The following is a 19677-nucleotide window of genomic DNA, read 5'->3' as shown; positions in this document are numbered from 1 at the left end:
CTTGATAAAGGGCGCGAGTCGACAGCGATAATAGCTAGTCGGATTGCGCCTTTTTCGCCATCAAATCCAGGGCAATAGCGGCGCCAATAATGGCCGCGCGTAGTTGTGGCGGCAAATCCTCCTTGAGCTGCAGCACATAGCGCTCATTGCCGGATAGGAGATTCGCAAACCCCGACCACTTGCGTGACATCTGTGCAACTTTGATGTCGTTAATCATAAAAGTGGCGTCGTAGTGCCAGAGGTCTCCGTCGACACGGCAGTCAGCAAAACCGGGGATGGAAATCTCCAGCTTCCGCTGAAAGAACGCAAACTTCTGCTGAATAGTTGCCAAAAGGCGCGATGGCCCTACTCCGCCCTGCTGCTTGCCTTCGGCATCAGTCGCATGCGGGTCGGGGTAGTAGACCTCGTAACGATCAAGGGTGAAATCGGTCGGGTCGGTGATAACGAATACCGGAGTGCCGTCCGGCTCGGACACTGTCAGACGACGAGAGCCCATAAACATTCGGCTCAGCGTGCTGCCCGTAGTTTCGATCTTTCCGATGCAGTGGCCCTCGGTATCCAGTATGTCGAAATCATCCGCCATGAAGTTTCGAATCTGCTGGATAACGATGTTGTTGTGCGCGAGCAATCCCCGGTGGCGCCCTTGCTGTGGCGGAAGCTGCTGCGGTGCGGGAGGCTGCTCGGGCGCGGAAGGTTGCTCAGGCGCGGCAGGCTGTTCCGGCCTGGAAGGCTGCTGCCCGGAAGCATCTTCCTCATTGTGCTGTGGAATCTGATCCCACAGCGACTTTGGGTTATCCCAATATGAACTCATGGCAACAGCTGTCCTTTGGTGGTGCTAAAAGCCGAGTGGCTTAGAAGTTCTCCACGAGAGCCTTGTTGAAAGCCTCAAGGTCGGCCGGGGTGCGGGAGGAAATCAGGTTGCCGTCAACGACAACTTCCTCATCGACCCAGTTGGCACCAGCGTTAATCAGGTCAGTCTTGACGCTGATGTAGGAGGTAATAGTGCGGCCCTTCAGCACATCCGCATCGGTGAGAATCCAACCGCCGTGGCAAATCACGCCAATCGGCTTGTTGGCTGCGGCGAATCCCTTCACTAGCGCCACGGCATCCTTATCGATGCGAATCTGGTCTGCATTCACGGTGCCGCCAGGCAGAATCAGGGCATCGTACTCATCGGCAGAAACGCTGCTGGTGAGCTTATCGACGTCCACCTGCGTGCCATTCTTGCCCTCAATGGAGCCATCTTCGGTGGAGATAACGTGCACGGTTGCACCGGCATCCTTCACGGCCTCAGCCGGGCTAGTCAGCTCGGAGTCCTCAAATCCATCGGTGGCGAATACTGCAATGGTCTTATTCGCTAAATCAGTCATGGCCCCGAGGGTAACGGCACAGTCACGTTTATGCATTGATGCACCGCAGGTGGGGTTCGGTCCGAGGTGTAGCCACGACTCCGGCCATGCACCGCAACCGTGGCCGAAGTCTTGATCGCCTTTACACACCGCAACCGTGGCTGCAGCTATGGCCGTCGTAAAGCCTTGTAGAAAACCCGAAAAAGTTACCCAAATATGAAGACATTATCCGCCATTGTGAAAAATAGCTTGCGCTCATACCCGCGCAGGCGATATTCTGAAGTCCCGTGGTTACGAAATACATCATCGTTACGGGAGGCGTAGCCTCCTCCCTGGGCAAAGGCTTAACCGCGGCGTCGCTCGGTCGCCTACTTACCTCGCGTGGTCTGAAAGTGACTATGCAGAAGCTCGATCCCTACCTCAACGTAGATCCGGGCACCATGAACCCCTTCCAGCACGGCGAGGTCTTCGTCACCGAAGACGGCGCGGAAACCGACCTGGACCTGGGGCATTACGAGCGCTTCCTCGACCGCAACCTCTCCGCCGGCGGCAACGTCACCACCGGCAAGGTCTATTCTTCGGTCATCGCCAAGGAGCGTCGCGGCGAATTCCTCGGCCAGACTGTCCAGGTCATCCCGCACATCACCGACGAGATCAAATCCCGCATCGTCGCCATGGGCAACGCGGACGCAAACGGTGAAAAGCCCGACGTGGTCATCACCGAAATTGGCGGCACCGTCGGCGATATCGAATCGCAGCCCTTCCTGGAAGCCGCGCGGCAAGTGCGTCACGACGTCGGCCGCGAAAACGTCTTCTACCTGCATGTGTCACTGGTTCCGTACCTCGGCCCCTCCAAGGAACTGAAAACCAAGCCCACCCAGCACTCGGTGGCCGAACTTCGCTCGATTGGCCTGGTTCCCGATGCCGTCGTTTTGCGATGCGACCGCGACGTTCCCGACTCCCTCAAAAACAAGATCGCGCTGATGTGCGACATCGACCGCGAGGGCGTGGTGTCCTGCCCGGATGCGCCGAGCATCTACGACATCCCGAAGGTCCTCTACGACGAGCACCTGGACACCTTCATCATCCGCCGCCTCAACCTGCCGTTCCGCGACATGGATTGGGCCGTGTGGGGAGACCTGCTCGAGCGAGTCCACAACCCGAAGGACGAGGTCACGGTGGCGCTCGTCGGTAAATACATCGACCTGCCGGACGCCTACCTTTCCGTCGCGGAAGCTGTGCGCGCCGCCGGTTTCGCCCACCGTGTGAAGGCGAACATCCGCTGGGTTGCCTCCGATGACTGCGAATCCCCCGAGGGGCTGAAAGAAAATATGGCCGGCGTTGACGCGATCGTCATCCCCGGTGGCTTCGGCGGGCGCGGCATTGAAGGCAAGATCGCGACCATCCGATATGCCAAGGAAACCGGCACGCCTCTGCTGGGAATCTGCCTGGGCATGCAGTGCGTTGTCATCGAGGCGGCACGCACCGCAGGTGTTGAAGGCGCGTCGTCCACCGAGTTCGATGAAAACGCGGCCGAGCCAGTGATTGCCACGATGGAGGAGCAGCTCCAGGCCGTCTCTGGCGAGGCTGACCTGGGCGGATCCATGCGTCTGGGTTCCTACCCGGCGAAGCTCGCCGAAGACTCCGTCGTCGCGCGCCTCTACGGCACCACCGAGGTCACCGAGCGGCACCGCCACCGTTACGAGGTCAGCAACGCCTACCGCGCCCAGCTCGAAGAAGCCGGCCTGGTCATCTCGGGCACCTCGCCGGACGGCAAACTCGTCGAATTCGTCGAGTACCCCACAGACGTGCACCCATACCTCGTGGCCACGCAGGCGCACCCGGAGCTGAAGTCACGCCCCACCAACGCCCATCCGCTTTTCGACGGCCTCATCGCCGCAGCCCTCAAGCGCGCTTAGCTTAGGTCCACAAGGTCAAATCCGGCCTACCTATTAGAGTGAAACTCATGGCGCACCAATTTGACGTTGTTGATTCCGAAATCATTCTCGAGGCACCTATTCTCGCGGTCCGCCGCGACCAGGTGCGGATGCCCGGTGGAAATATTTCCGCCCGCGAGATTGTGGAGCATTTCGGCGCTGTCGCGGTCGTTGCCGCAGATGAGAATAACCGTCTCTACTTGCTGAATCAGTGGCGGCAGGCGGCAGGGAAGCGCCTGGTGGAGTTGCCCGCCGGGCTCCTCGATGTCGCGGACGAGGACCCGCTGGAGGCCGCCAAACGTGAGCTAGTGGAGGAAGCCGGACTGGAGGCGGAGTCCTGGTCCCTGCTTACCGATATGTTCAGCTCGCCCGGCTTCGCAGAGGAAGCGGTCCGGATCTACCTGGCCAGGGGTCTCCGTGCCGTCGATAAGCCGGAAGCCCACGATGAGGAAGCGGACATGACTGCGTCATGGGTTCCGGTCGAGGATGCGGTGGCGATGGCGCTGCGCGGAGAGATTCTCAACGGCATCGCGCTGTCCGGCATTCTGCTGGCGGCGGAGGTGCTGCTGCGGGGTGCCACGCCGCGCTCGGTCGCGGAGCCGTTCGACATCAGACCGACGGCCCTGGCTCAGCGTCGAACGGAGCAGCTCGGCGCCGGCGCGGATTTGAAACGTATCCGATGAGTTCGATTGACGCGCTTGTCGACGCCTTCGTGACCTACCTCGCGGTGGAAAAGGGGCTGTCGGCGAATACGCTCGCCAGTTATAAGCGCGACTTGGAGAAGTACCGCACCTACCTGCGGGGCATTGGCCGCACGGAATTGCCGCAGGTCACCGAGCAGGATGTAACAGAGTTCCTGGCGTATCTCGCGCGGGGAGATAAGTCGGCGGGCAGACCAGCGTTGGCTCCAACGTCGGTGACGCGGTCGCTGTCGGCGGTGCGGAGCTTCCACAAGTTTGCGGTGGGTGAGGGCGCGTTGGAGGTGGATGTTGCCAAGCGAGTAGCGCCGCCGAAGCAGCCCTCGCGGTATCCGAAGGCACTCAGCATTGACGAGGTCACCCGCCTAATCGAGTCCATCCCCGACGACGACACCGCAGACGTGACCGATCTGCGCAACCGTGCGCTGGTGGAGTTTTTGTACTCGACAGGTGCGCGAGTTTCAGAAGTCACCGGCCTGGATATCGATGACGTGGACCGCGAAACCAACCTCGTGTTACTGCATGGCAAGGGCGGCAAGGAGCGCATTGTGCCAGTGGGCTCGCCGGCCATGGCGGCGCTCGATGCGTGGCTGACACGCGGGCGGCCGAGCTGGGTGCGGGCAAACTCCGGGCCGGCGCTGTTTATCAACTCGCTGGGACGCAGGCTGTCGCGACAGTCGGCCGGAAATATACTGGCGGAGTTGGGTGAGCGCGCCGGGCTGAGTGTGAAAATTTCCCCGCACACCCTGCGCCACAGTTTCGGCACACACCTCATTGAAGGTGGTGCCGATGTGCGCGTAGTCCAAGAGCTGCTCGGACACGCCTCCGTGACGACAACCCAGATTTACACCATGATTACCGCGGAGAATATGCGACGAGTCTGGGCGGGGGCTCACCCACGGGCTGAATACTCGCGGTAATATGCGGCGGTAGTATGTAGCGCTACTACGTGGCGGTAATATAAGGCGGTATTACGTGGCAGTATTACGTGGCGCAGTAGAATTGATGAGAAATCTTCAAGGAAGAGGGATTGACTGTGGCTGAAGAAGGGTTGTTTGAGGCCGATCGAGTTGAACTCGGTCTCACCGGTCGTCCGGCACGTGAGCTGCCGGAACCCGCACCCCTGACCAGTCACGGCCCCGCGGTCATCCTGGCAATGTGTAACCAGAAGGGCGGCGTGGGTAAGACCACCTCGACCATCAACCTGGGCGCAGCACTGGCGGAGTTCGGCCGTAAAGTCCTGCTCGTTGACTTGGACCCGCAAGGCGCACTATCCGCCGGTCTGGGTGTCCCGCATGAAGAACTCGACCTGACCGTCTACAACCTCATCGTCGACGACACCACCGACGTCCGCGACGCCATCCACCACACCAAGGTCTCCGGCCTGGACCTCGTCCCGGCCAACATCGACCTGTCGGCGGCGGAAATTCAGCTTGTCAACGAAGTCGGCCGCGAACAGGCCCTCGGTCGCGCGCTGCGCCCAGTGATGAATGACTACGACTTCATCATCATTGACTGCCAGCCGTCGCTGGGGCTGCTGACCGTCAATGCGCTGACCATCGCCGAGGGCGTCATCATCCCAATGGTGGCGGAGTACTTCTCGCTGCGCGGCCTGGCACTGCTCACCGACACGGTGGCCAAGGTCCGCGACCGCCTGAACTTCAACTTGGAGGTCTCCGGCATTCTGGTCACCATGTTCGACCGCCGCACGCGCCACGCCAAGGAAGTCATGGAACGCCTCATCGAGGTCTTCGGCGACAAGGTCTTCGACACGGTCATCACCCGTACCGTCCGCTTTCCGGAAACCTCCGTCGCCGGTGAGCCCATCACGACCTGGGCGCCGAACACCCCAGCTGCGGCACAGTACCGCAACCTAGCCCGCGAGGTAATCGAGCGCAAAGGCCGCAAATAATAGGTGACTTCCCCGGATAGTTACACTCCCGAACTGTCGTCAAGCGAGGGCGTGCAGGAAGAAATCACCGGCTTCCGCGTCGCGCTCGCGAACTTCAACGGCCCATTCGACCTGCTACTGCAGCTGATCAGCAGCAAAAAGATGGACGTCACCGAAGTCGCGCTGGCGGCGGTCACAGACGAGTTCATCGCATACACACGCAGCCTCGACGCAGTCAGTGACCTCGACGAAATCACCGAATTCCTCGTCGTGGCAGCGACGCTGCTCGACCTCAAAACCGCACGGCTCCTACCGCGTGGCGACGTCGACAGCGAAGAAGACCTCGAACTGCTAGAAGCGCGCGACCTGCTGTTCGCCCGACTGCTGCAATACCAGGCGTATGGCAAGGTGGCCGACCAGTTTGAGGAGTGGCAGAAGACTGCGCCGCGGCGCTATCCGCGGGCCGTGGGGCCCGATAAGCAATTCGAGGAACTGCTGCCGCCCGTGCGCCTGGGCATGACGCTCGGGGAGTTTGCCGAGTTTGCGGCCGTCGTGATGCGGCCGAAGCCGCCGGAGGAAGTCGGTGTCGGGCACATCCACGGCGTGCCCGTGTCCGTGCCGGAGCAGGCGGGCAAGATTCTGGACTCGCTGCGGCTAGCAGGCGAGGGGACCTGGCTGACCTTTACGCAGCTGACATCGGAGTGTCGCGTGTCGATGGAGGTTGTCGGGCGGTTTCTCGCGCTGCTGGAGCTCTACCGCGCCAAGGCGATCGGTGTGGAGCAGGAAGAGGCACTGGAGGAAATCCACGTGGCCTGGACAGGGCTCGACGTGGACCCGGCTGTCGTAGCGGCGGCGAACTGGGAGTAGGTGGCTGTTGGTCTGTGCTGGCTGTTGGGCTCGGGCGGGCGTGGGCTGGGTTGGGCTTGGTCGGGTTGGGGTTGGGCTGGCCTGACTGATTAGTGGTCACTAATTAGCGCCCGGCGCGGGAGGTTGCGTAATCTGACGCGCATGAGCGAAACCAGTTCCGCACCATCCGAGCAGGCCACGGAGTCTGCGTCTGCTTCTTCGGCGCAGTTGCCGCCCATTGACCCGTTGCGAGCAGGCGTGGAGTCGATTCTGCTTGTGGTTGATACTCCGGTGGCGGCGGAGGATATGGCGCGGGCGCTGGATGTTTCCGCAAGCGATATCCGTGACGTGCTTCGCGAGATCGAGTACGAATACCGTGCGCGCCGCAGCGGCATTGAGCTGTGTGAAACGGATGAGGGCTGGCGCTTCTACACAGCTCCCGCGCACGCCAGCGCGGTGGAGCGCTTCTTGCTGGACGGCTCGCAGTCGAAGCTCTCACGGGCAGCTATGGAGACCCTGGCAGTGGTGGCGTACCGACAGCCTGCCACGCGCGCGCAGGTCTCCGGTGTGCGCGGTGTCAATGTTGATGGTGTGATGCGCACGCTGGTCGCGCGTGGTCTGATTGCTGAGTCTGGAGAGGATCCGGCAACTGGTGCGCATCTCTACGTTACGACGACGCTGTTCCTGGAGCTTTTGGGGATTGATTCGCTGGACCAGCTGCCTGACTTGGCTCCGCTGCTGCCTGAGGTCGACTTGATCGACGAGCCGTTGGACTAGGCGGGGCTTGGAGGGGGGCTAGGCGTGGCGTGGCGGGCGTGGTGGGGTATAGCGGGCCTTACTCCGGTATTGGATTCACTTCACGGTTATTGATCCACTTCACGACATGGGTGTCACTTCATGCCACCTCCACAGCTGGCACGAGGTGCCATAGGTGTCGTGAAGTCGCGTTTAGGGGCTGCTCACTGCCGCTCACTGCGCACTGCGGGTCTTTGCTCCCTGTTGCGCCAACCGCACCCACCACACGCACCGCACGCCCTGTGGATAACTCCCGAAAACTGAAAACCATCCACAGCCAACGCCAAATCGACACCTCCTGGCCCTCCGTGTGAGCCCAAAAATGAGAACGTAGCACTCGCAAACACACAAACACACAAACACGCAACCACTCGCACCGCCCAGCACACACCACCCACCAACCAGTAGTTGCATGGACCTCAGGAGCGCAATCCGATGCCGCAGTGGATCTACGACGCCGATGACATCATCCGTACCGGCCAGCAGCGCGAGTGTGCCCGCCCCAGCACATTCGCAATTTCCCGAATCGGCCAGCACTCTGACCGAGATCTCCACCAGCGGGTCAAACCCGGCAGCCTCTTGCGGCTCGCACACGGCGCGTACGTGCCAGTCGACAGGTGGCTCAGCCTAAACAGCACCGAGCGTTACGTCCTGGAAATCAAAGCGCTCATTCATCGCGGCACCGCCACCGTAATCACCCGTGACGCCGCCGCTGCTCTCCACGGTTTACCTCTGCTCACCCACAACACTCCCATCGCAATAGCCAACTCCGGCCGCACGCACGGGCAATCGCGAAGCACACCGAATGGCCCATATCGGCCACACAGCCGCCTCCTCCGCGTCTCCGGCCGGATTCTCCCCGAGGACATTGTGGAAGTCGATGGCCGCCTTATCACCGATGTCCCAAAGTCTGTCATCGATGTCTGCCGTTCTCGTACCCCGCACAATGCACTAGTGCTTGCCGACGCCGCCCTCCAGCGCCACACCGATACCGAGGAACTGTTGGCCACGTTGGCAGCTTATCCCCGTTCTCCGGGGAATGCGCAGGCCAGGAGGTTGCTGCGGCAAGCGACAGCGTTGTCGGAGAGTATTGGAGAATCGCTTACTAAGGAGGCAATCGTTCAGGCGGGCATAGCCGCCGTCGATGATTCTCGTGCTCCGTTGCTTCAGCAGGTGTCCTTTCGGGATGAGCGTGGCTTCATCGCGCGTGTGGACTTCTACCTCCCCGAACTTGGGCTGGTGGTCGAGTTTGATGGCCGTATGAAATACACCGACGGCGGGGTTGCGGACACGCAGGTGGCAATCGCAAAGGAGCTGGAGCGCGAAAAACGTCTGAAGAACATCGGACTGAATGTCATCCGAATTGTTTGGTCACAGCTTTTCGACGGCTCGGCCGTAGCCACCTTGCGGCAAGCGGCCGCGGAAATCCGGCGTCACCTAGCAAATGGCGGGAACCGCTACAGCGGTAACTACGCCTTCGCTCGGCCGCCCATCATGATCACAGGAAAGGCGGCCGAGCTGGCTATGCGTCGCCGACAGGTGTGGAGCCAAGCGGGGCGGTTGTACTAGCTGGCTAGTTTGTCGGGTTTGGCCCGCTGGCGCTGCCGGCCCCGCTGGCGGTGCCACTGCCGCTCCCGCTTCCTGCTTCCGCTCTCGCTCCCCGCGCCCGCTGCCATCCGCAGGCCAATTCTCCACTTCACGACACCCATGTCACCTCATGCCACCTCCACAGCTGCCACGAGGTGACGTAGCTGTCGTAAAGTCGCCGAAGCTCGCCGAGGCTCGCCGGGCTCGCTGGAAGCCCCTAGGAAGTCCTAGCCAAGCACCGACTCAGTCCCAAACACCAACCCCGAACAGTGTTCAAGTCCGGTGCTGTACAGGTACTATGCTTGAGTATCATGACAGCCTCGGAAACCACCCCGCCGCAAACCCAGCAGCACGCCCAGCCACCTTCACAGACGGCAACCCAGTCGCCCACACAGCCGCCTGCACCAGCATCCGCCGCCGCACTGGCCCAATTCGACGCTGACCACATCTGGCACCCATACGGCCCCATCCCGTCACCGGTCGCGCCCAAACTGGTCGAATCCGCAGAGGGCGTCTACCTCCACCTGGCTGACGGTCGCGCCCTCATCGATGGCATGAGTAGCTGGTGGGCCGCCTGTCACGGCCACTCACACCCGAAGCTGGTCGCAGCTGCGAAGAAGCAGGCCACCACCATGTCGCACGTCATGTTCGGCGGACTGACACACCGCCCGGCCATTGAGCTGGCGGAAAAGCTCCTAAAGCTCGCAGGCCCCGGCTTCGATGCCATCTTCTACTCGGACTCGGGCTCGGTCTCCGTCGAGGTCGCCATCAAAATGGTGTTGCAGTATCAGCAGGCCAAAGGGCATCCTGAGCGCACCCGCCTGGCCACCTGGCGCGGTGGCTATCACGGCGACACCCGCGCGCCCATGACCGTCTGCGACCCCGAGGGCGGCATGCATTCGCTGTGGACGGGGCAGTGGACTCCGCAGGTCTTCGCCGACAAACCACCCGCCCGCGGCGCAACCGAAGAGGAACGCGCACGCTATCTCGCGCACTTCGATTCGCTTATCGACGACTCCGTCGCCGGCGTCATCATTGAACCGGTAGTCCAAGGCGCTGGTGGCATGCGGTTCCATGACCATGAGCTGCTTGTGGGACTCCGGAAGCTGTGTGACAAGCATGGCATTCTCCTCATCGCGGATGAGATTGCCACCGGCTTCGGCCGTGCTGGGGACCTCTTCACGACGCAGGCGGCCGGGATTGTGCCGGACATTATGTGTGTCGGCAAGGCGCTGACCGGCGGCTTTATGAGCTTCGCAGCCACCCTCACGACCGCCGACGTGGCCCGCACCATTTCTAGTGGCCCAGGCGGAGGCATCATGCACGGTCCGACCTTCATGGGCAACCCCTTGGCCTGTGCGGTGGCGTGTGCGCAGCTCGACCTGATTGCAGAAGGGCAGTGGCGTGAGGATGTCCCGCGCATCGAGTCCCGACTCCGCAACCAGCTCCAGCCCCTAGCCAGCAGCGATGCCGTGGCCGATGTTCGTGTTCTCGGTGCTATCGGTGTCGTGGAGATGCAGCGCCCAGTGGACATGGGCTTGGCCACCGCAGCGGCTGTTGATGCCGGGGTGTGGCTGCGCCCATTCGGCAAGCTGGTTTACACCATGCCGCCGTATATCAGCACCAATGACGAGGTCGACCGTATCTGCGAGGCCATCGCCGCCATCGTCGCCGCGGAGGAAAAACGTAGGTAGCGCAGCGAAGCGTCACAACAAGAAGCACAACCAACACACCACCACAAGCAGAAGGAGCATAATCCACCATGAGCATCGTCCTTGTCACCGGCACCGGTACCGATATTGGAAAGACCATCGGCACGGCAGCCCTGGCGGCGGCACTACGCGGGGAGGGCAAGGAGGTGCACGTCGTCAAGCCGATTCAGACCGGATTTCCGGGCCCTGACGGCGGTGATTTGGACACTGTCGCGGAGCTGACGGGGATCGATAACCTGCATGGTTTCGAGCGTTATCCCGAGCCGATGGCGCCGGTGGCGGCGGCTAAGCGGGCGGGAATGCGTCTGCCGACCGCCACGAAGATTGCGGAGAAGATCAAGCTTATCGACGGGCCGAACCGCGTTGTCCTCGTGGAGGGCGCGGGCGGCTTGCTGGTGCGGCTCGGCGAGGATTGGGCGCTGCCGGAGCTGGCGGCGTTGCTGCCGGGGAGCCAGATGGTGGTCGTGACGCGGTTGGGCCTGGGCTGTCTGAACGAGGCGGAGCTTACCGTCGAGGTGGCGCGGGGCCGTGGGGTCAATGTCACGGCGCTGGTGGGCGGTTCGCTGCCGACGGAGGTCGATCCAATTATCGAGACCAACCTGGAAGAACTGCCGCGCATCACCGGGGTGCCGCTGCTGGGTTCGGTGCAGGCGGGAGCGGGCAGGTTGGGTCGGCAGGAGTTTGTGGCGAAAGCTTCGCAGTGGCTGCCGGGCGTGCGTGAGTGGGCCGCAGCGCTTTAAGGGGCGCTGTAGGGGAGCTCTGGCGGCGCCTTGAAGTAGAGGTCGCGCAGGACGTCGTTAAGCTGGTGTTTTGCGAGAAACGTGCTAAGGTGACTAAACGACAAGGCGCGAGGCTTTCTCTGTAATTCTCTTTATTAACCTGCTTCCACCGGCCATTTTGGGCCCACGGGGGAGAGAACAGCGTCGCCTGGCGCTGAAGTTCTAACAAACAGAACAATCTCCAACGCTTGAAAAGGATGTAGGTCAAGTGGCTAAACCCGCTCGCCGAGAAGGCACACCGGCACACAAGAACCGTAACAATCACTCCAACCGCGCACATGGCTCCACTAACGCCCAGCGCAATCGCAGTCGCCATGACAGCGGCGCGAAGATGGAGACCTCCAACGTCCACGCGAAGGACATCTACGTATCCAACGCCCGCCCGGCGCGCCACCAGCACGTGGACTCCGACCGTCGTAGCTCGGGCAAGCGCGCTCACAGCCAGGCAGGCGAGGGCGTGCGCTTGCAGAAGGTGCTCGCGCAGGCAGGCGTGGCGTCGCGTCGTATGGCGGAAAAGCTTATCGACGAAGGCCGCGTCGAGGTTGACGGCAAAATCGTGACGCGACAGGGCGTGCGGGTGGACCCGAACACGTCTGTGATTCGCGTTGATGGTTCCCGTGTCATCGTCAACGAGGACATGCAGTACTTCGTCCTGAACAAGCCGCGTGGTGTGCAGTCGACCATGCACGATGACTTGGATCGTCCGTGTGTGGGCGACATCATCGGTGAGAAGATTAGCGCTGGTCAGCGTCTCTTCCACGTTGGTCGTCTGGACGCGGCCACCGAGGGGCTGCTGCTGCTGACCAACGACGGTGAGCTGGCCAACCGCCTGATGCACCCAAGCTACGAGGTTACCAAGACCTACATGGCCACCGTTGTCGGCGAGGTCGACCCCAAGGTAATGCGCGAGCTGGAAAAGGGCATCGAGCTCGATGATGGCATCGCCAAGGCGGACATGGCGCAAATCATCGATGTCTGGCAGGGCCGCTCTATCGTCCGCATCGAGCTGCACGAGGGCCGCAAGCACATCGTCCGCCGGATGCTCAAGACCGCGGGCTACCCAGTCGAGCGCCTGGTGCGCACTAAGATTCACACTGTCCAGCTGGGCGAGCAGACCCCAGGTGCCCTCCGCGCACTTAACCGCGCTGAGCTGACCTCCCTCTACAACGCGGTGGGGCTGTAAATGGCACTAGTGAAAAAGAACGAAGAAAACCACGCAGCTGCAAATGGCGCAGCCGAACAACACGCAGCCGAACAACAAGGAGCTGAAGGAGCCCACATGAGCGAGCAGAACACTGACGACATGCTGTTGGTTGCCATTGACGGCCCCTCCGGCACTGGCAAGTCGACTGTCTCCCGGATGGTCGCAACCGAGCTGGGCGCAAAATACCTGGACACCGGCGCAATGTACCGCGTGGCCACGCTGTGGGTGCTGCGCCAGGGCATTGACCCGGCAGATGAGGAAGCCGTGGCCAAGGCGACGGCCGCCCTGCCGCTGGAAGTTTCCGATGACCCGAACTCCACCGCTGTCCTCCTCGATGGCGAGGATGTCTCCGGCGAGATCCGCGGCCCGGAGGTCACCCGCAACGTGTCGGCGGTCTCCGCGATTCCGGCCGTGCGCACCAACCTGGTCGCACTCCAGCGCTCACTGGCCGCATCGGCTGTGCGCTGTGTGGTGGAAGGCCGCGACATCGGCACGGTCGTTCTCCCGGACGTCCCGGCGAAAATCTTCATGACCGCCTCCGCCGAAGTCCGCGCCCGCCGCCGCTACGACCAGGACATCGCCGCTGGTCGTGAGGCTGACTACGACACCGTGCTTGCCGACGTCATCCGCCGCGACGAACTCGACAGCAACCGTGCGACCTCCCCGCTGAAGCCAGCCGAGGATGCGTTCATTCTGGACACCTCTGAGATGGACATCGACGAGGTCGTGGAAAACGTCCTCGATGTCGTTGAGGCCGGCTACCCGGGGTCCACCATGGACTGGGACGATGTCGACAACGAAGAGTTCGAGGGCTCTTACGAGGGCGCCGAGGACTCCGAGAACTACGAGGACTACGACGGCGACTTCGAGGACGCTGACGAGGACACCGCCGGGCACCTGGTAGCAAACGTGGAGAGCGAAAACGCGCCGGGCACTGCAGGTAGCCACACCAGCGCAGACGAGTTCATCGACCGCACGATTGCCGACCACGAGACGATCATCTCCGAAGCCATCGAGCGCGCCGAAACCGGCCAGATCGACGACGATGCCGACTGGGAAGAGTTGGAAAACGCCTTCGCAGCGCTCGGCGTGAGCGACGAGGAGGAAGAAGCTCTTCCGACCGTGGCCATTGTGGGACGACCGAATGTTGGTAAGTCCACCATGGTTAACAGGTTCATTGGCCGTCGTGAAGCAGTTGTCGAAGACTTCCCGGGCGTGACCCGTGACCGCATCTCCTACCTGGGCGAATGGGGCGGACGTCGCTTCTGGGTGCAGGACACCGGCGGCTGGGATCCGGATGCCAAGGGTATGCATGCGGCGATTGCTCGTCAGGCGGAGACCGCCATGGAGACCGCCGATGTGATTGTCATGGTCGTTGACACCACCGTCGGCATCACCGCCACGGAAGAGGTCATGGCCCGCCGTCTGCAGCGCGCAGAGCAGCCGGTTATTCTCGCCGCCAACAAGTTTGAGTCGGATTCGCAGCTTGGCGACGTCGCGGAGTTCTGGGCCCTCGGGCTTGGCGAGCCGCATCCAACCTCGGCCCTCCACGGCCGTGGCAATGCCGACGTGATGGACGAAGTCGTGGCCGCTTTCCCGGAGGTGCCGCGCGCGAAGTCGCTGCCGACCGGGCCGCGTCGCGTGGCGCTGGTGGGCAAGCCGAATGTGGGCAAGTCCTCGCTGCTGAACAAGCTCTCCGGTGAAGACCGCGCAGTGGTCAGCGACGTGGCTGGTACCACGGTTGACCCGGTGGACTCGCTGGTGCAGATGGACGAGGCGCTGTGGCGTTTTGTGGATACCGCGGGTATCCGCAAGAAGACCAAGACCGCCAAGGGCCACGAGTTCTATGCCTCGCTGCGTACCCGTTCGACCATTGACAACGCCGAAGTCGTAATCTTCCTGGTCGATGCGTCTGAGCAGATCACGGAGCAGGATCAGCGCGTGCTGCGCATGATTATCGACTCCGGTCGCGCACTCGTGGTGGCCTACAACAAGTGGGACCTCATGGATGAGGACCGCCGCGATCTTCTCGAGCGCGAGATTGAAGAGCAGCTTTCGCACGTGCCGTGGGCTCGTCGTGTGAACATCTCCGCCAAGACTGGCCGCGCCGTGCAGAAGCTGGAGCCGGCCATGCTGGAGGCTGTGGAGTCGTGGGATAAGCGCATCTCCACTGGTCGCCTGAACACCTGGCTGCGCGCGATTATGCAGCAGAACCCGCCACCGCTGCGGGGCGGTCGCCAGCCGCGCGTGCTGTTTGCCACCCAGGCATCCTCGCGCCCGCCGGTGATTGTGCTGTTCACCACCGGCTTCCTGGAGCACGGTTACCGTCGCTTCCTGGAGCGCAAGCTGCGCGAAGAGTTCGGCTTCGAGGGCTCGCCAGTGCGCATCGCGGTGCGTGTCCGCGAAAAGAAGAAGCGCCGGTAGGAAGCTGCTAGGAAGCGCCACTGGGACGTGTTTTTAAGCCCTGCTAGTCGCTCGAACTGAGCTGAGAAAAGCCCAAAATGTGATTTAGGCAATTGCATTTTGGGCTTTTCGTTGGCATTTTGGAGTTTTAGTAAATTAGCGATAAGGAGAACTGACAATGGTCAGGCGCGGCAACAACCGTGACGGCTCTCAGCACGATGGCCGAGACAACAGCTACGGGCGCGATTCCTCAAGCTCGTACGGCGATGACTCCGCGACTCGCTACATTCCGCGGGACGGGGGATATCGCGGGTACAACCCAGACGCCGACTTCGCTGGCGAGCAGCCGACCGAATACTTCGGTGGCGACTCCTCTGAGACGCAATTCCTGCAGCGTGGCGATGAAACGCGATTTGATGATTCCCGCGGTGCCGGTGCAGGTGCTGGTGCCGGGGCGCAAGGCGGTGGCGCGCAGGGCAGTGGCCAGTACTGGGCGCCGCTGTCTGAAGAAGAGCGCGGCTATGGTCAGGCGAGCCAGCAGGCAGGCCAGACCCAGCAGTATGCTGCAGGTGGCGCAGGCGGTTACGCAGACCCGAACAATGGCGACAACCGCGGCAACGATGACTCCAAGAAGGGCTGGGGCAAGACCGTCGCCATCGTGGCCATCGCCGCGATGGTAGCTGTCGTCGCGCTGGTAGCTCTGGTTTTGTCCTTTACTTCCGGAACCGAGGACAATAAGGACAACACGGCGGCGCCGACGCAGGAGACGTCGTCAAGCCCGACGCCGACGACAACCTCGCCTGAAGAAACCACGACCAGCCCGCTGGACCGTGTGGACCCGTCGGGCACGATTAATGACACCCGTGAGCGCCTCGAGCAGGAGCTGGACCAACTTCGTGAGTCGCCGCCAGCGATTCCGGGGCCCGGTGAGCGCAGCAGCGGTTGGGGCACTATCCCGCAGGGAGTTGTGGGCAAGAGCCCGGCATCGGTTGAGGTTGAACTGCGTACCAACGGCTACCAGAACGTGACCGTCGTTGACGCAGAGGGCAATCCGACCAATTCTGTGGCCGCGATTATGGGCAAGGTTGCCTCGATTGATCCGCCGGAGGGACAGATGGCGGAGACATCCACGCCTGTGACCATCTACCTGCAGTAACGCGGCAGGCAGGGCAGGGGCCAAGGGCGATTTCCGCCTTCAAACACCAATGATGTAACCTATAGCTCGTTGCACTTTCGTGCACACGGGCTGTAGCGCAGTTTGGTAGCGCACCTCACTGGGGGTGAGGGGGTCGTCGGTTCAAATCCGGTCAGCCCGACAAAAATAACCGCCGTCTTCTGGAAGATTCCGGGAGGCGGCGGTTTTTGTTTACGGCTATTGCTTACGGTTTGTGTGCCGTCTATCGCACCGCACTAGCGCACTAGCGCACGACGATGCCGTCAGAGTCCGCGTAGAGCGTCTCGCCCGGAACGAAGTCAATGCCGCCGAAGGAGACAACGACATCGCGCTCGCCCTCGCCGGTCTTGGTGGACTTGCGCGGGTTGGTGCCAAGCGCCTTGCAGCCGAAGTCCATCTCGCCAATCAGCTTCGAGTCGCGGATTGCACCGTTGACGACCACGCCAGCCCAGCCATTGTCCTTGCCGAGCCCCGCAATCACGTCACCGACCAGCGCAGTGTGGACAGAAGCGTCACCGTCGATGACGAGCACGCCGCCCTCAGACGGCTCGGAGAGGACCTTCTTCAGCAGCGCATTGTCCTGGAAGCACTTGACCGTGGAGATCTTGCCACAGAACTCCAGGCGACCGCCGAGGTTGCGCATCTGGGTATCGCAGGAACGCACGTCCGGGCCGATTTCGTCAACCAGGTCAGCAGTGGGGATGAATTCGATTGCCATAGGGGATTCAAGTCCTTCCGAAAAATGATCACAAGAAAATACTTGCAAGAAAGTGCTCGCAACAAGTGTTAACTCCATTGTTTCAAACTCAAGATGTGACTAAAGACATATGGTGCAAATTCGCTGGCAGCGATTGATACTCCGAAGACTGGTCCAGATTGATTACGCTGGTGAGTCAGAACGCGCCGACAACCACACGTGCGCAGGAAAGGGTAAAAGATGGCTGGGTTTAATTGGTTTTGGAAGGCTCTCGGCGGCAAGCAGGGGCGCAACCAAAAACGCAGCGTAGGGCTGGTGGCACGCGCCGCTGAGCTCGAGCCACAGGTACAAGCGCTTTCCGACGCCGACCTCGCCGACTTCGCCCGCCAACACTCCACTGATGCCCCGGAGCTTTTGGCCGCGCTCCGCGAAATCTCCCAACGCACCCTGTCCATGCGCCCCTTCGATGTACAGCTGCAAGGCGCGCTGGCGCTCATGGAGGGAGACGTTGTCCAGATGGCCACCGGTGAAGGCAAGACTCTCTCCGGTGCCCTGGCTGCAGCCGGGTTCGCCCTGCGTGGCCACCGCGTGCACTCCGTGACCGTCAACGACTACCTCGCAGGCCGCGACGCGCAGTGGATGCAACCGCTGTTCGGGTTCCTTGGGCTCACCGTCGCGGCTATTTCGCCGCAGGATGGTCCGGGGGAGCGTCGTAAAGCATATGCGGCAGACATCGTCTACGCCGCCGTCAACGAACTCGGCTTCGACGTGCTGCGCGACCGCTGCGCGCCGACCATCGAAGACCGCGTGCAATCGCCTGCTGATGTCGCCATCATCGACGAAGCCGACTCCGTGCTGGTCGATGAAGCGCTAGTCCCGCTCGTGCTTGCCGGCAACGAGCCTGGCACCGCACCAACCGGGCAGATCACCGACGTGGTACGCCGCCTGCAGCTCGGCGATGACTACACCGTTGACGAAGGCCGCCGCAATGTATTCCTCACCGATACCGGCGCTGCGCGCGTCGAACGGCTGCTCGGCATCAGCTCGCTGTACGACGCCGAACACGTCGGCACCACCCTGGTTCAGGTCAACGTCGCACTGCACGCCCACGAGCTGCTGCAGCGCGATGTCGACTACATCGTGCGCGACGGCAAGGTACAGCTCATCGACGCCTCGAAGGGACGCGTGGCGGAACTGCAGCGCTGGCCGGACGGTCTACAGGCGGCGGTAGAGGCCAAGGAGGGCCTGCAAGTCTCGGAGGGCGGTCGCATCCTAGACTCCATGACCATCCAGCAACTCGTCGGCCGCTACGACATCACCTGCGGCATGACCGGCACCGCCACCTCCGCGGGCGACCAGTTTCGCGAGTTCTACGGACTCCACGTCTCCGTCATCGAACCCAACGTGCCATGCATCCGCGACGACGAGCCCGACCGCATCTACGCCACCACCGATGACGCGTTCGCCGCGCTTGTCGACGAGGTCGTGGAACTCAACGGCACTGGTCGACCAATACTCGTAGGCACCCGTGACGTGGCGGAATCGGAACGGCTGGCCGATGCGCTGGTCCTGCGCGGAATCGAATCCTCAGTGCTCAATGCGAAGAACGACGAGCTGGAGGCTCAAGTCATCGCCAATGCTGGCGATACTGGCCGCGTCACAGTGTCCACTCAGATGGCCGGGCGAGGAACCGACATCCGGCTCGGCGGGGCAGACGAGTCCAACCGCGATGCGGTAGTTGAGCGCGGTGGCCTGTGCGTTATTGGCCTGGGCAAGCACCGCACCGACCGACTGGACAACCAGCTGCGTGGCCGTGCCGGACGTCAGGGCGATCCGGGCTCGTCGGTGTTCTTTGTCTCGCTGGATGATCCGGTGATTTCCGAAGGTGCTGCCGGTGAGACGCTGAGTGTACTGCCTGAGGATGATGGCCGCGTCCGCGATAAGAGGGCCTACCAGTTCATCGACCGCGCGCAGCGGGTGACAGAGGCGACCATGCTGTCGATTCATGCGACGACATGGAAGTACAACAAGCTCATCGGCGACCAGCGCGAGATTCTGGATGAACGCCGAGAGAAGCTGCTTACTACTACCGCTGCCTGGGACGAGCTGTCGAAGCTGGCATCGGCGCGGGCGAAGGAAGTCGAAGCCGCAGTCGGGCGCGACGTCGCCGAGGATGCTGCCCGGGAAATTATGCTGAGCCATTTGGACCGTGGATGGTCGGACCACCTGGCGGATCTGGACGACCTGCGGGAGTCGATTCACCTGCGCGCGCTGGCTAAGGAGAGCCCGATTGATGAGTTCCACCGTGCCGCCATCGGCGCCTTTAAGAACCTGGTGAACAATGCCGTCACAGAGTCGGTGCAGACCTTCCAAGAGGTCGAAATCGACAGCGAAGGTGTACACCTGGAGGATACGGGACTTGCTCGCCCGAGCTCGACGTGGACTTACATGGTCAACGACAATCCACTGAGCAATGGCGGCGGCTCGGTCGTCGGCTCGATTGCAGCGATGTTTAGGTAGATGAATGCCGCGAGGTTGCCGGAGGCCGGGAGTGGCGTGGTCGCCTGGGAATCTAGGTGAACTGCAACCACGGGTTGGTAACAAT

The 19677-nt window shown here is 62.1% G+C and carries 16 protein-coding genes and 1 tRNA gene; 14 read left to right on the top strand and 3 right to left on the bottom strand.

Going from position 1 to position 19677, the window contains the following annotated elements:
* Positions 1 to 34 precede the first annotated feature (34 nt).
* Together ADA16_RS01075 and ADA16_RS01070 are read right to left on the bottom strand one after the other, a co-directional pair.
* On the bottom strand, positions 35 to 811 hold the full coding sequence (locus ADA16_RS01075; protein ID WP_048758470.1) for an LURP-one-related/scramblase family protein: 777 nt from the start codon (positions 809 to 811) through the stop codon (positions 35 to 37).
* Positions 812 to 851: 40 nt separating this feature from the next.
* Positions 852 to 1370: a type 1 glutamine amidotransferase domain-containing protein gene (locus ADA16_RS01070; RefSeq protein ID WP_048758469.1), complete on the bottom strand. Its 519-nt coding sequence runs from the start codon at positions 1368 to 1370 to the stop codon at positions 852 to 854.
* 266 nt (positions 1371 to 1636) lie between these two features.
* Here ADA16_RS01070 and ADA16_RS01065 point away from each other — a divergent pair, with 266 nt between their 5' ends.
* The 13 genes from ADA16_RS01065 (at position 1637) to ADA16_RS01005 (ending at position 16517) form a co-directional block, all read left to right on the top strand.
* Positions 1637 to 3268, top strand: a complete 1632-nt coding sequence (locus ADA16_RS01065; protein ID WP_048758468.1) for a CTP synthase — start codon at positions 1637 to 1639, stop codon at positions 3266 to 3268.
* A gap of 47 nt (positions 3269 to 3315) precedes the next feature.
* The gene (locus ADA16_RS01060) at positions 3316 to 3969 is read left to right on the top strand and encodes an NUDIX domain-containing protein (protein WP_048758467.1); all 654 of its coding nucleotides are present in this window, start codon (positions 3316 to 3318) and stop codon (positions 3967 to 3969) included.
* The gene (locus tag ADA16_RS01055; protein ID WP_048758466.1) at positions 3966 to 4904 is read left to right on the top strand and encodes a site-specific tyrosine recombinase XerD; all 939 of its coding nucleotides are present in this window, start codon (positions 3966 to 3968) and stop codon (positions 4902 to 4904) included. The genes ADA16_RS01060 and ADA16_RS01055 overlap by 4 nt, the downstream gene beginning before the upstream one ends.
* A gap of 116 nt (positions 4905 to 5020) precedes the next feature.
* Positions 5021 to 5896: a ParA family protein gene (locus ADA16_RS01050; RefSeq protein WP_048758465.1), complete on the top strand. Its 876-nt coding sequence runs from the start codon at positions 5021 to 5023 to the stop codon at positions 5894 to 5896.
* A 3-nt stretch (positions 5897 to 5899) separates the two neighbouring features.
* Positions 5900 to 6742 (top strand): segregation and condensation protein A, encoded by an 843-nt coding sequence (locus tag ADA16_RS01045; RefSeq protein ID WP_193387469.1) that lies wholly within the window; start codon positions 5900 to 5902, stop codon positions 6740 to 6742.
* A 141-nt stretch (positions 6743 to 6883) separates the two neighbouring features.
* A complete protein-coding gene (gene scpB / locus ADA16_RS01040) occupies positions 6884 to 7498 on the top strand; it encodes an SMC-Scp complex subunit ScpB (protein ID WP_048758464.1) in 615 nt (204 codons plus the stop codon).
* Positions 7499 to 7951: 453 nt separating this feature from the next.
* Positions 7952 to 9085: a hypothetical protein gene (locus tag ADA16_RS01035; protein ID WP_048758463.1), complete on the top strand. Its 1134-nt coding sequence runs from the start codon at positions 7952 to 7954 to the stop codon at positions 9083 to 9085.
* A 329-nt stretch (positions 9086 to 9414) separates the two neighbouring features.
* Entirely contained in the window at positions 9415 to 10797 is a 1383-nt protein-coding gene (locus ADA16_RS01030) for an adenosylmethionine--8-amino-7-oxononanoate transaminase (protein WP_239659294.1), read from the top strand.
* 68 nt (positions 10798 to 10865) lie between these two features.
* The gene (bioD, locus tag ADA16_RS01025; protein WP_048758462.1) at positions 10866 to 11555 is read left to right on the top strand and encodes a dethiobiotin synthase; all 690 of its coding nucleotides are present in this window, start codon (positions 10866 to 10868) and stop codon (positions 11553 to 11555) included.
* A 370-nt stretch (positions 11556 to 11925) separates the two neighbouring features.
* Positions 11926 to 12777, top strand: a complete 852-nt coding sequence (locus ADA16_RS01020) for a pseudouridine synthase (RefSeq protein ID WP_048758487.1) — start codon at positions 11926 to 11928, stop codon at positions 12775 to 12777.
* A gap of 96 nt (positions 12778 to 12873) precedes the next feature.
* Positions 12874 to 15222 (top strand): bifunctional cytidylate kinase/GTPase Der, encoded by a 2349-nt coding sequence (der, locus tag ADA16_RS01015; RefSeq protein WP_048758486.1) that lies wholly within the window; start codon positions 12874 to 12876, stop codon positions 15220 to 15222.
* 157 nt (positions 15223 to 15379) lie between these two features.
* Positions 15380 to 16357 (top strand): PASTA domain-containing protein, encoded by a 978-nt coding sequence (locus ADA16_RS01010; RefSeq protein ID WP_048758461.1) that lies wholly within the window; start codon positions 15380 to 15382, stop codon positions 16355 to 16357.
* Positions 16358 to 16443: 86 nt separating this feature from the next.
* Positions 16444 to 16517, top strand: a tRNA-Pro gene (locus tag ADA16_RS01005).
* A 102-nt stretch (positions 16518 to 16619) separates the two neighbouring features.
* Here ADA16_RS01005 and rraA read toward each other — a convergent pair.
* On the bottom strand, positions 16620 to 17093 hold the full coding sequence (rraA, locus tag ADA16_RS01000) for a ribonuclease E activity regulator RraA (RefSeq protein WP_048758460.1): 474 nt from the start codon (positions 17091 to 17093) through the stop codon (positions 16620 to 16622).
* Positions 17094 to 17312: 219 nt separating this feature from the next.
* Here rraA and secA2 point away from each other — a divergent pair, with 219 nt between their 5' ends.
* Positions 17313 to 19592 (top strand): accessory Sec system translocase SecA2, encoded by a 2280-nt coding sequence (gene secA2 / locus ADA16_RS00995; RefSeq protein ID WP_048758459.1) that lies wholly within the window; start codon positions 17313 to 17315, stop codon positions 19590 to 19592.
* Positions 19593 to 19677: the final 85 nt, after the last annotated feature.

It is taken from the genome of Corynebacterium vitaeruminis (genome assembly GCF_001054325.1).
GTDB lineage: Bacteria > Actinomycetota > Actinomycetes > Mycobacteriales > Mycobacteriaceae > Corynebacterium > Corynebacterium vitaeruminis_A.
Note: the sequence above shows the minus strand (reverse complement) of the source record. Positions and strands in the feature narration are given on the sequence as shown.

Excerpts from the sequence above, each read along its gene's own strand:
- ADA16_RS01075 (WP_048758470.1), bottom strand. The coding sequence starts at position 811 with ATGAGTTCATATTGGGATAACCCAAAGTCGCTGTGGGATCAGATTCCA.
- ADA16_RS01070 (WP_048758469.1), bottom strand. The coding sequence starts at position 1,370 with ATGACTGATTTAGCGAATAAGACCATTGCAGTATTCGCCACCGATGGA.
- ADA16_RS01060 (WP_048758467.1), top strand. The coding sequence starts at position 3,316 with ATGGCGCACCAATTTGACGTTGTTGATTCCGAAATCATTCTCGAGGCA.
- ADA16_RS01055 (WP_048758466.1), top strand. The coding sequence starts at position 3,966 with ATGAGTTCGATTGACGCGCTTGTCGACGCCTTCGTGACCTACCTCGCG.
- scpB (WP_048758464.1), top strand. The coding sequence starts at position 6,884 with ATGAGCGAAACCAGTTCCGCACCATCCGAGCAGGCCACGGAGTCTGCG.
- ADA16_RS01035 (WP_048758463.1), top strand. The coding sequence starts at position 7,952 with ATGCCGCAGTGGATCTACGACGCCGATGACATCATCCGTACCGGCCAG.
- ADA16_RS01030 (WP_239659294.1), top strand. The coding sequence starts at position 9,415 with ATGACAGCCTCGGAAACCACCCCGCCGCAAACCCAGCAGCACGCCCAG.
- bioD (WP_048758462.1), top strand. The coding sequence starts at position 10,866 with ATGAGCATCGTCCTTGTCACCGGCACCGGTACCGATATTGGAAAGACC.
- ADA16_RS01020 (WP_048758487.1), top strand. The coding sequence starts at position 11,926 with ATGGAGACCTCCAACGTCCACGCGAAGGACATCTACGTATCCAACGCC.
- der (WP_048758486.1), top strand. The coding sequence starts at position 12,874 with ATGAGCGAGCAGAACACTGACGACATGCTGTTGGTTGCCATTGACGGC.
- ADA16_RS01010 (WP_048758461.1), top strand. The coding sequence starts at position 15,380 with ATGGTCAGGCGCGGCAACAACCGTGACGGCTCTCAGCACGATGGCCGA.
- rraA (WP_048758460.1), bottom strand. The coding sequence starts at position 17,093 with ATGGCAATCGAATTCATCCCCACTGCTGACCTGGTTGACGAAATCGGC.
- secA2 (WP_048758459.1), top strand. The coding sequence starts at position 17,313 with ATGGCTGGGTTTAATTGGTTTTGGAAGGCTCTCGGCGGCAAGCAGGGG.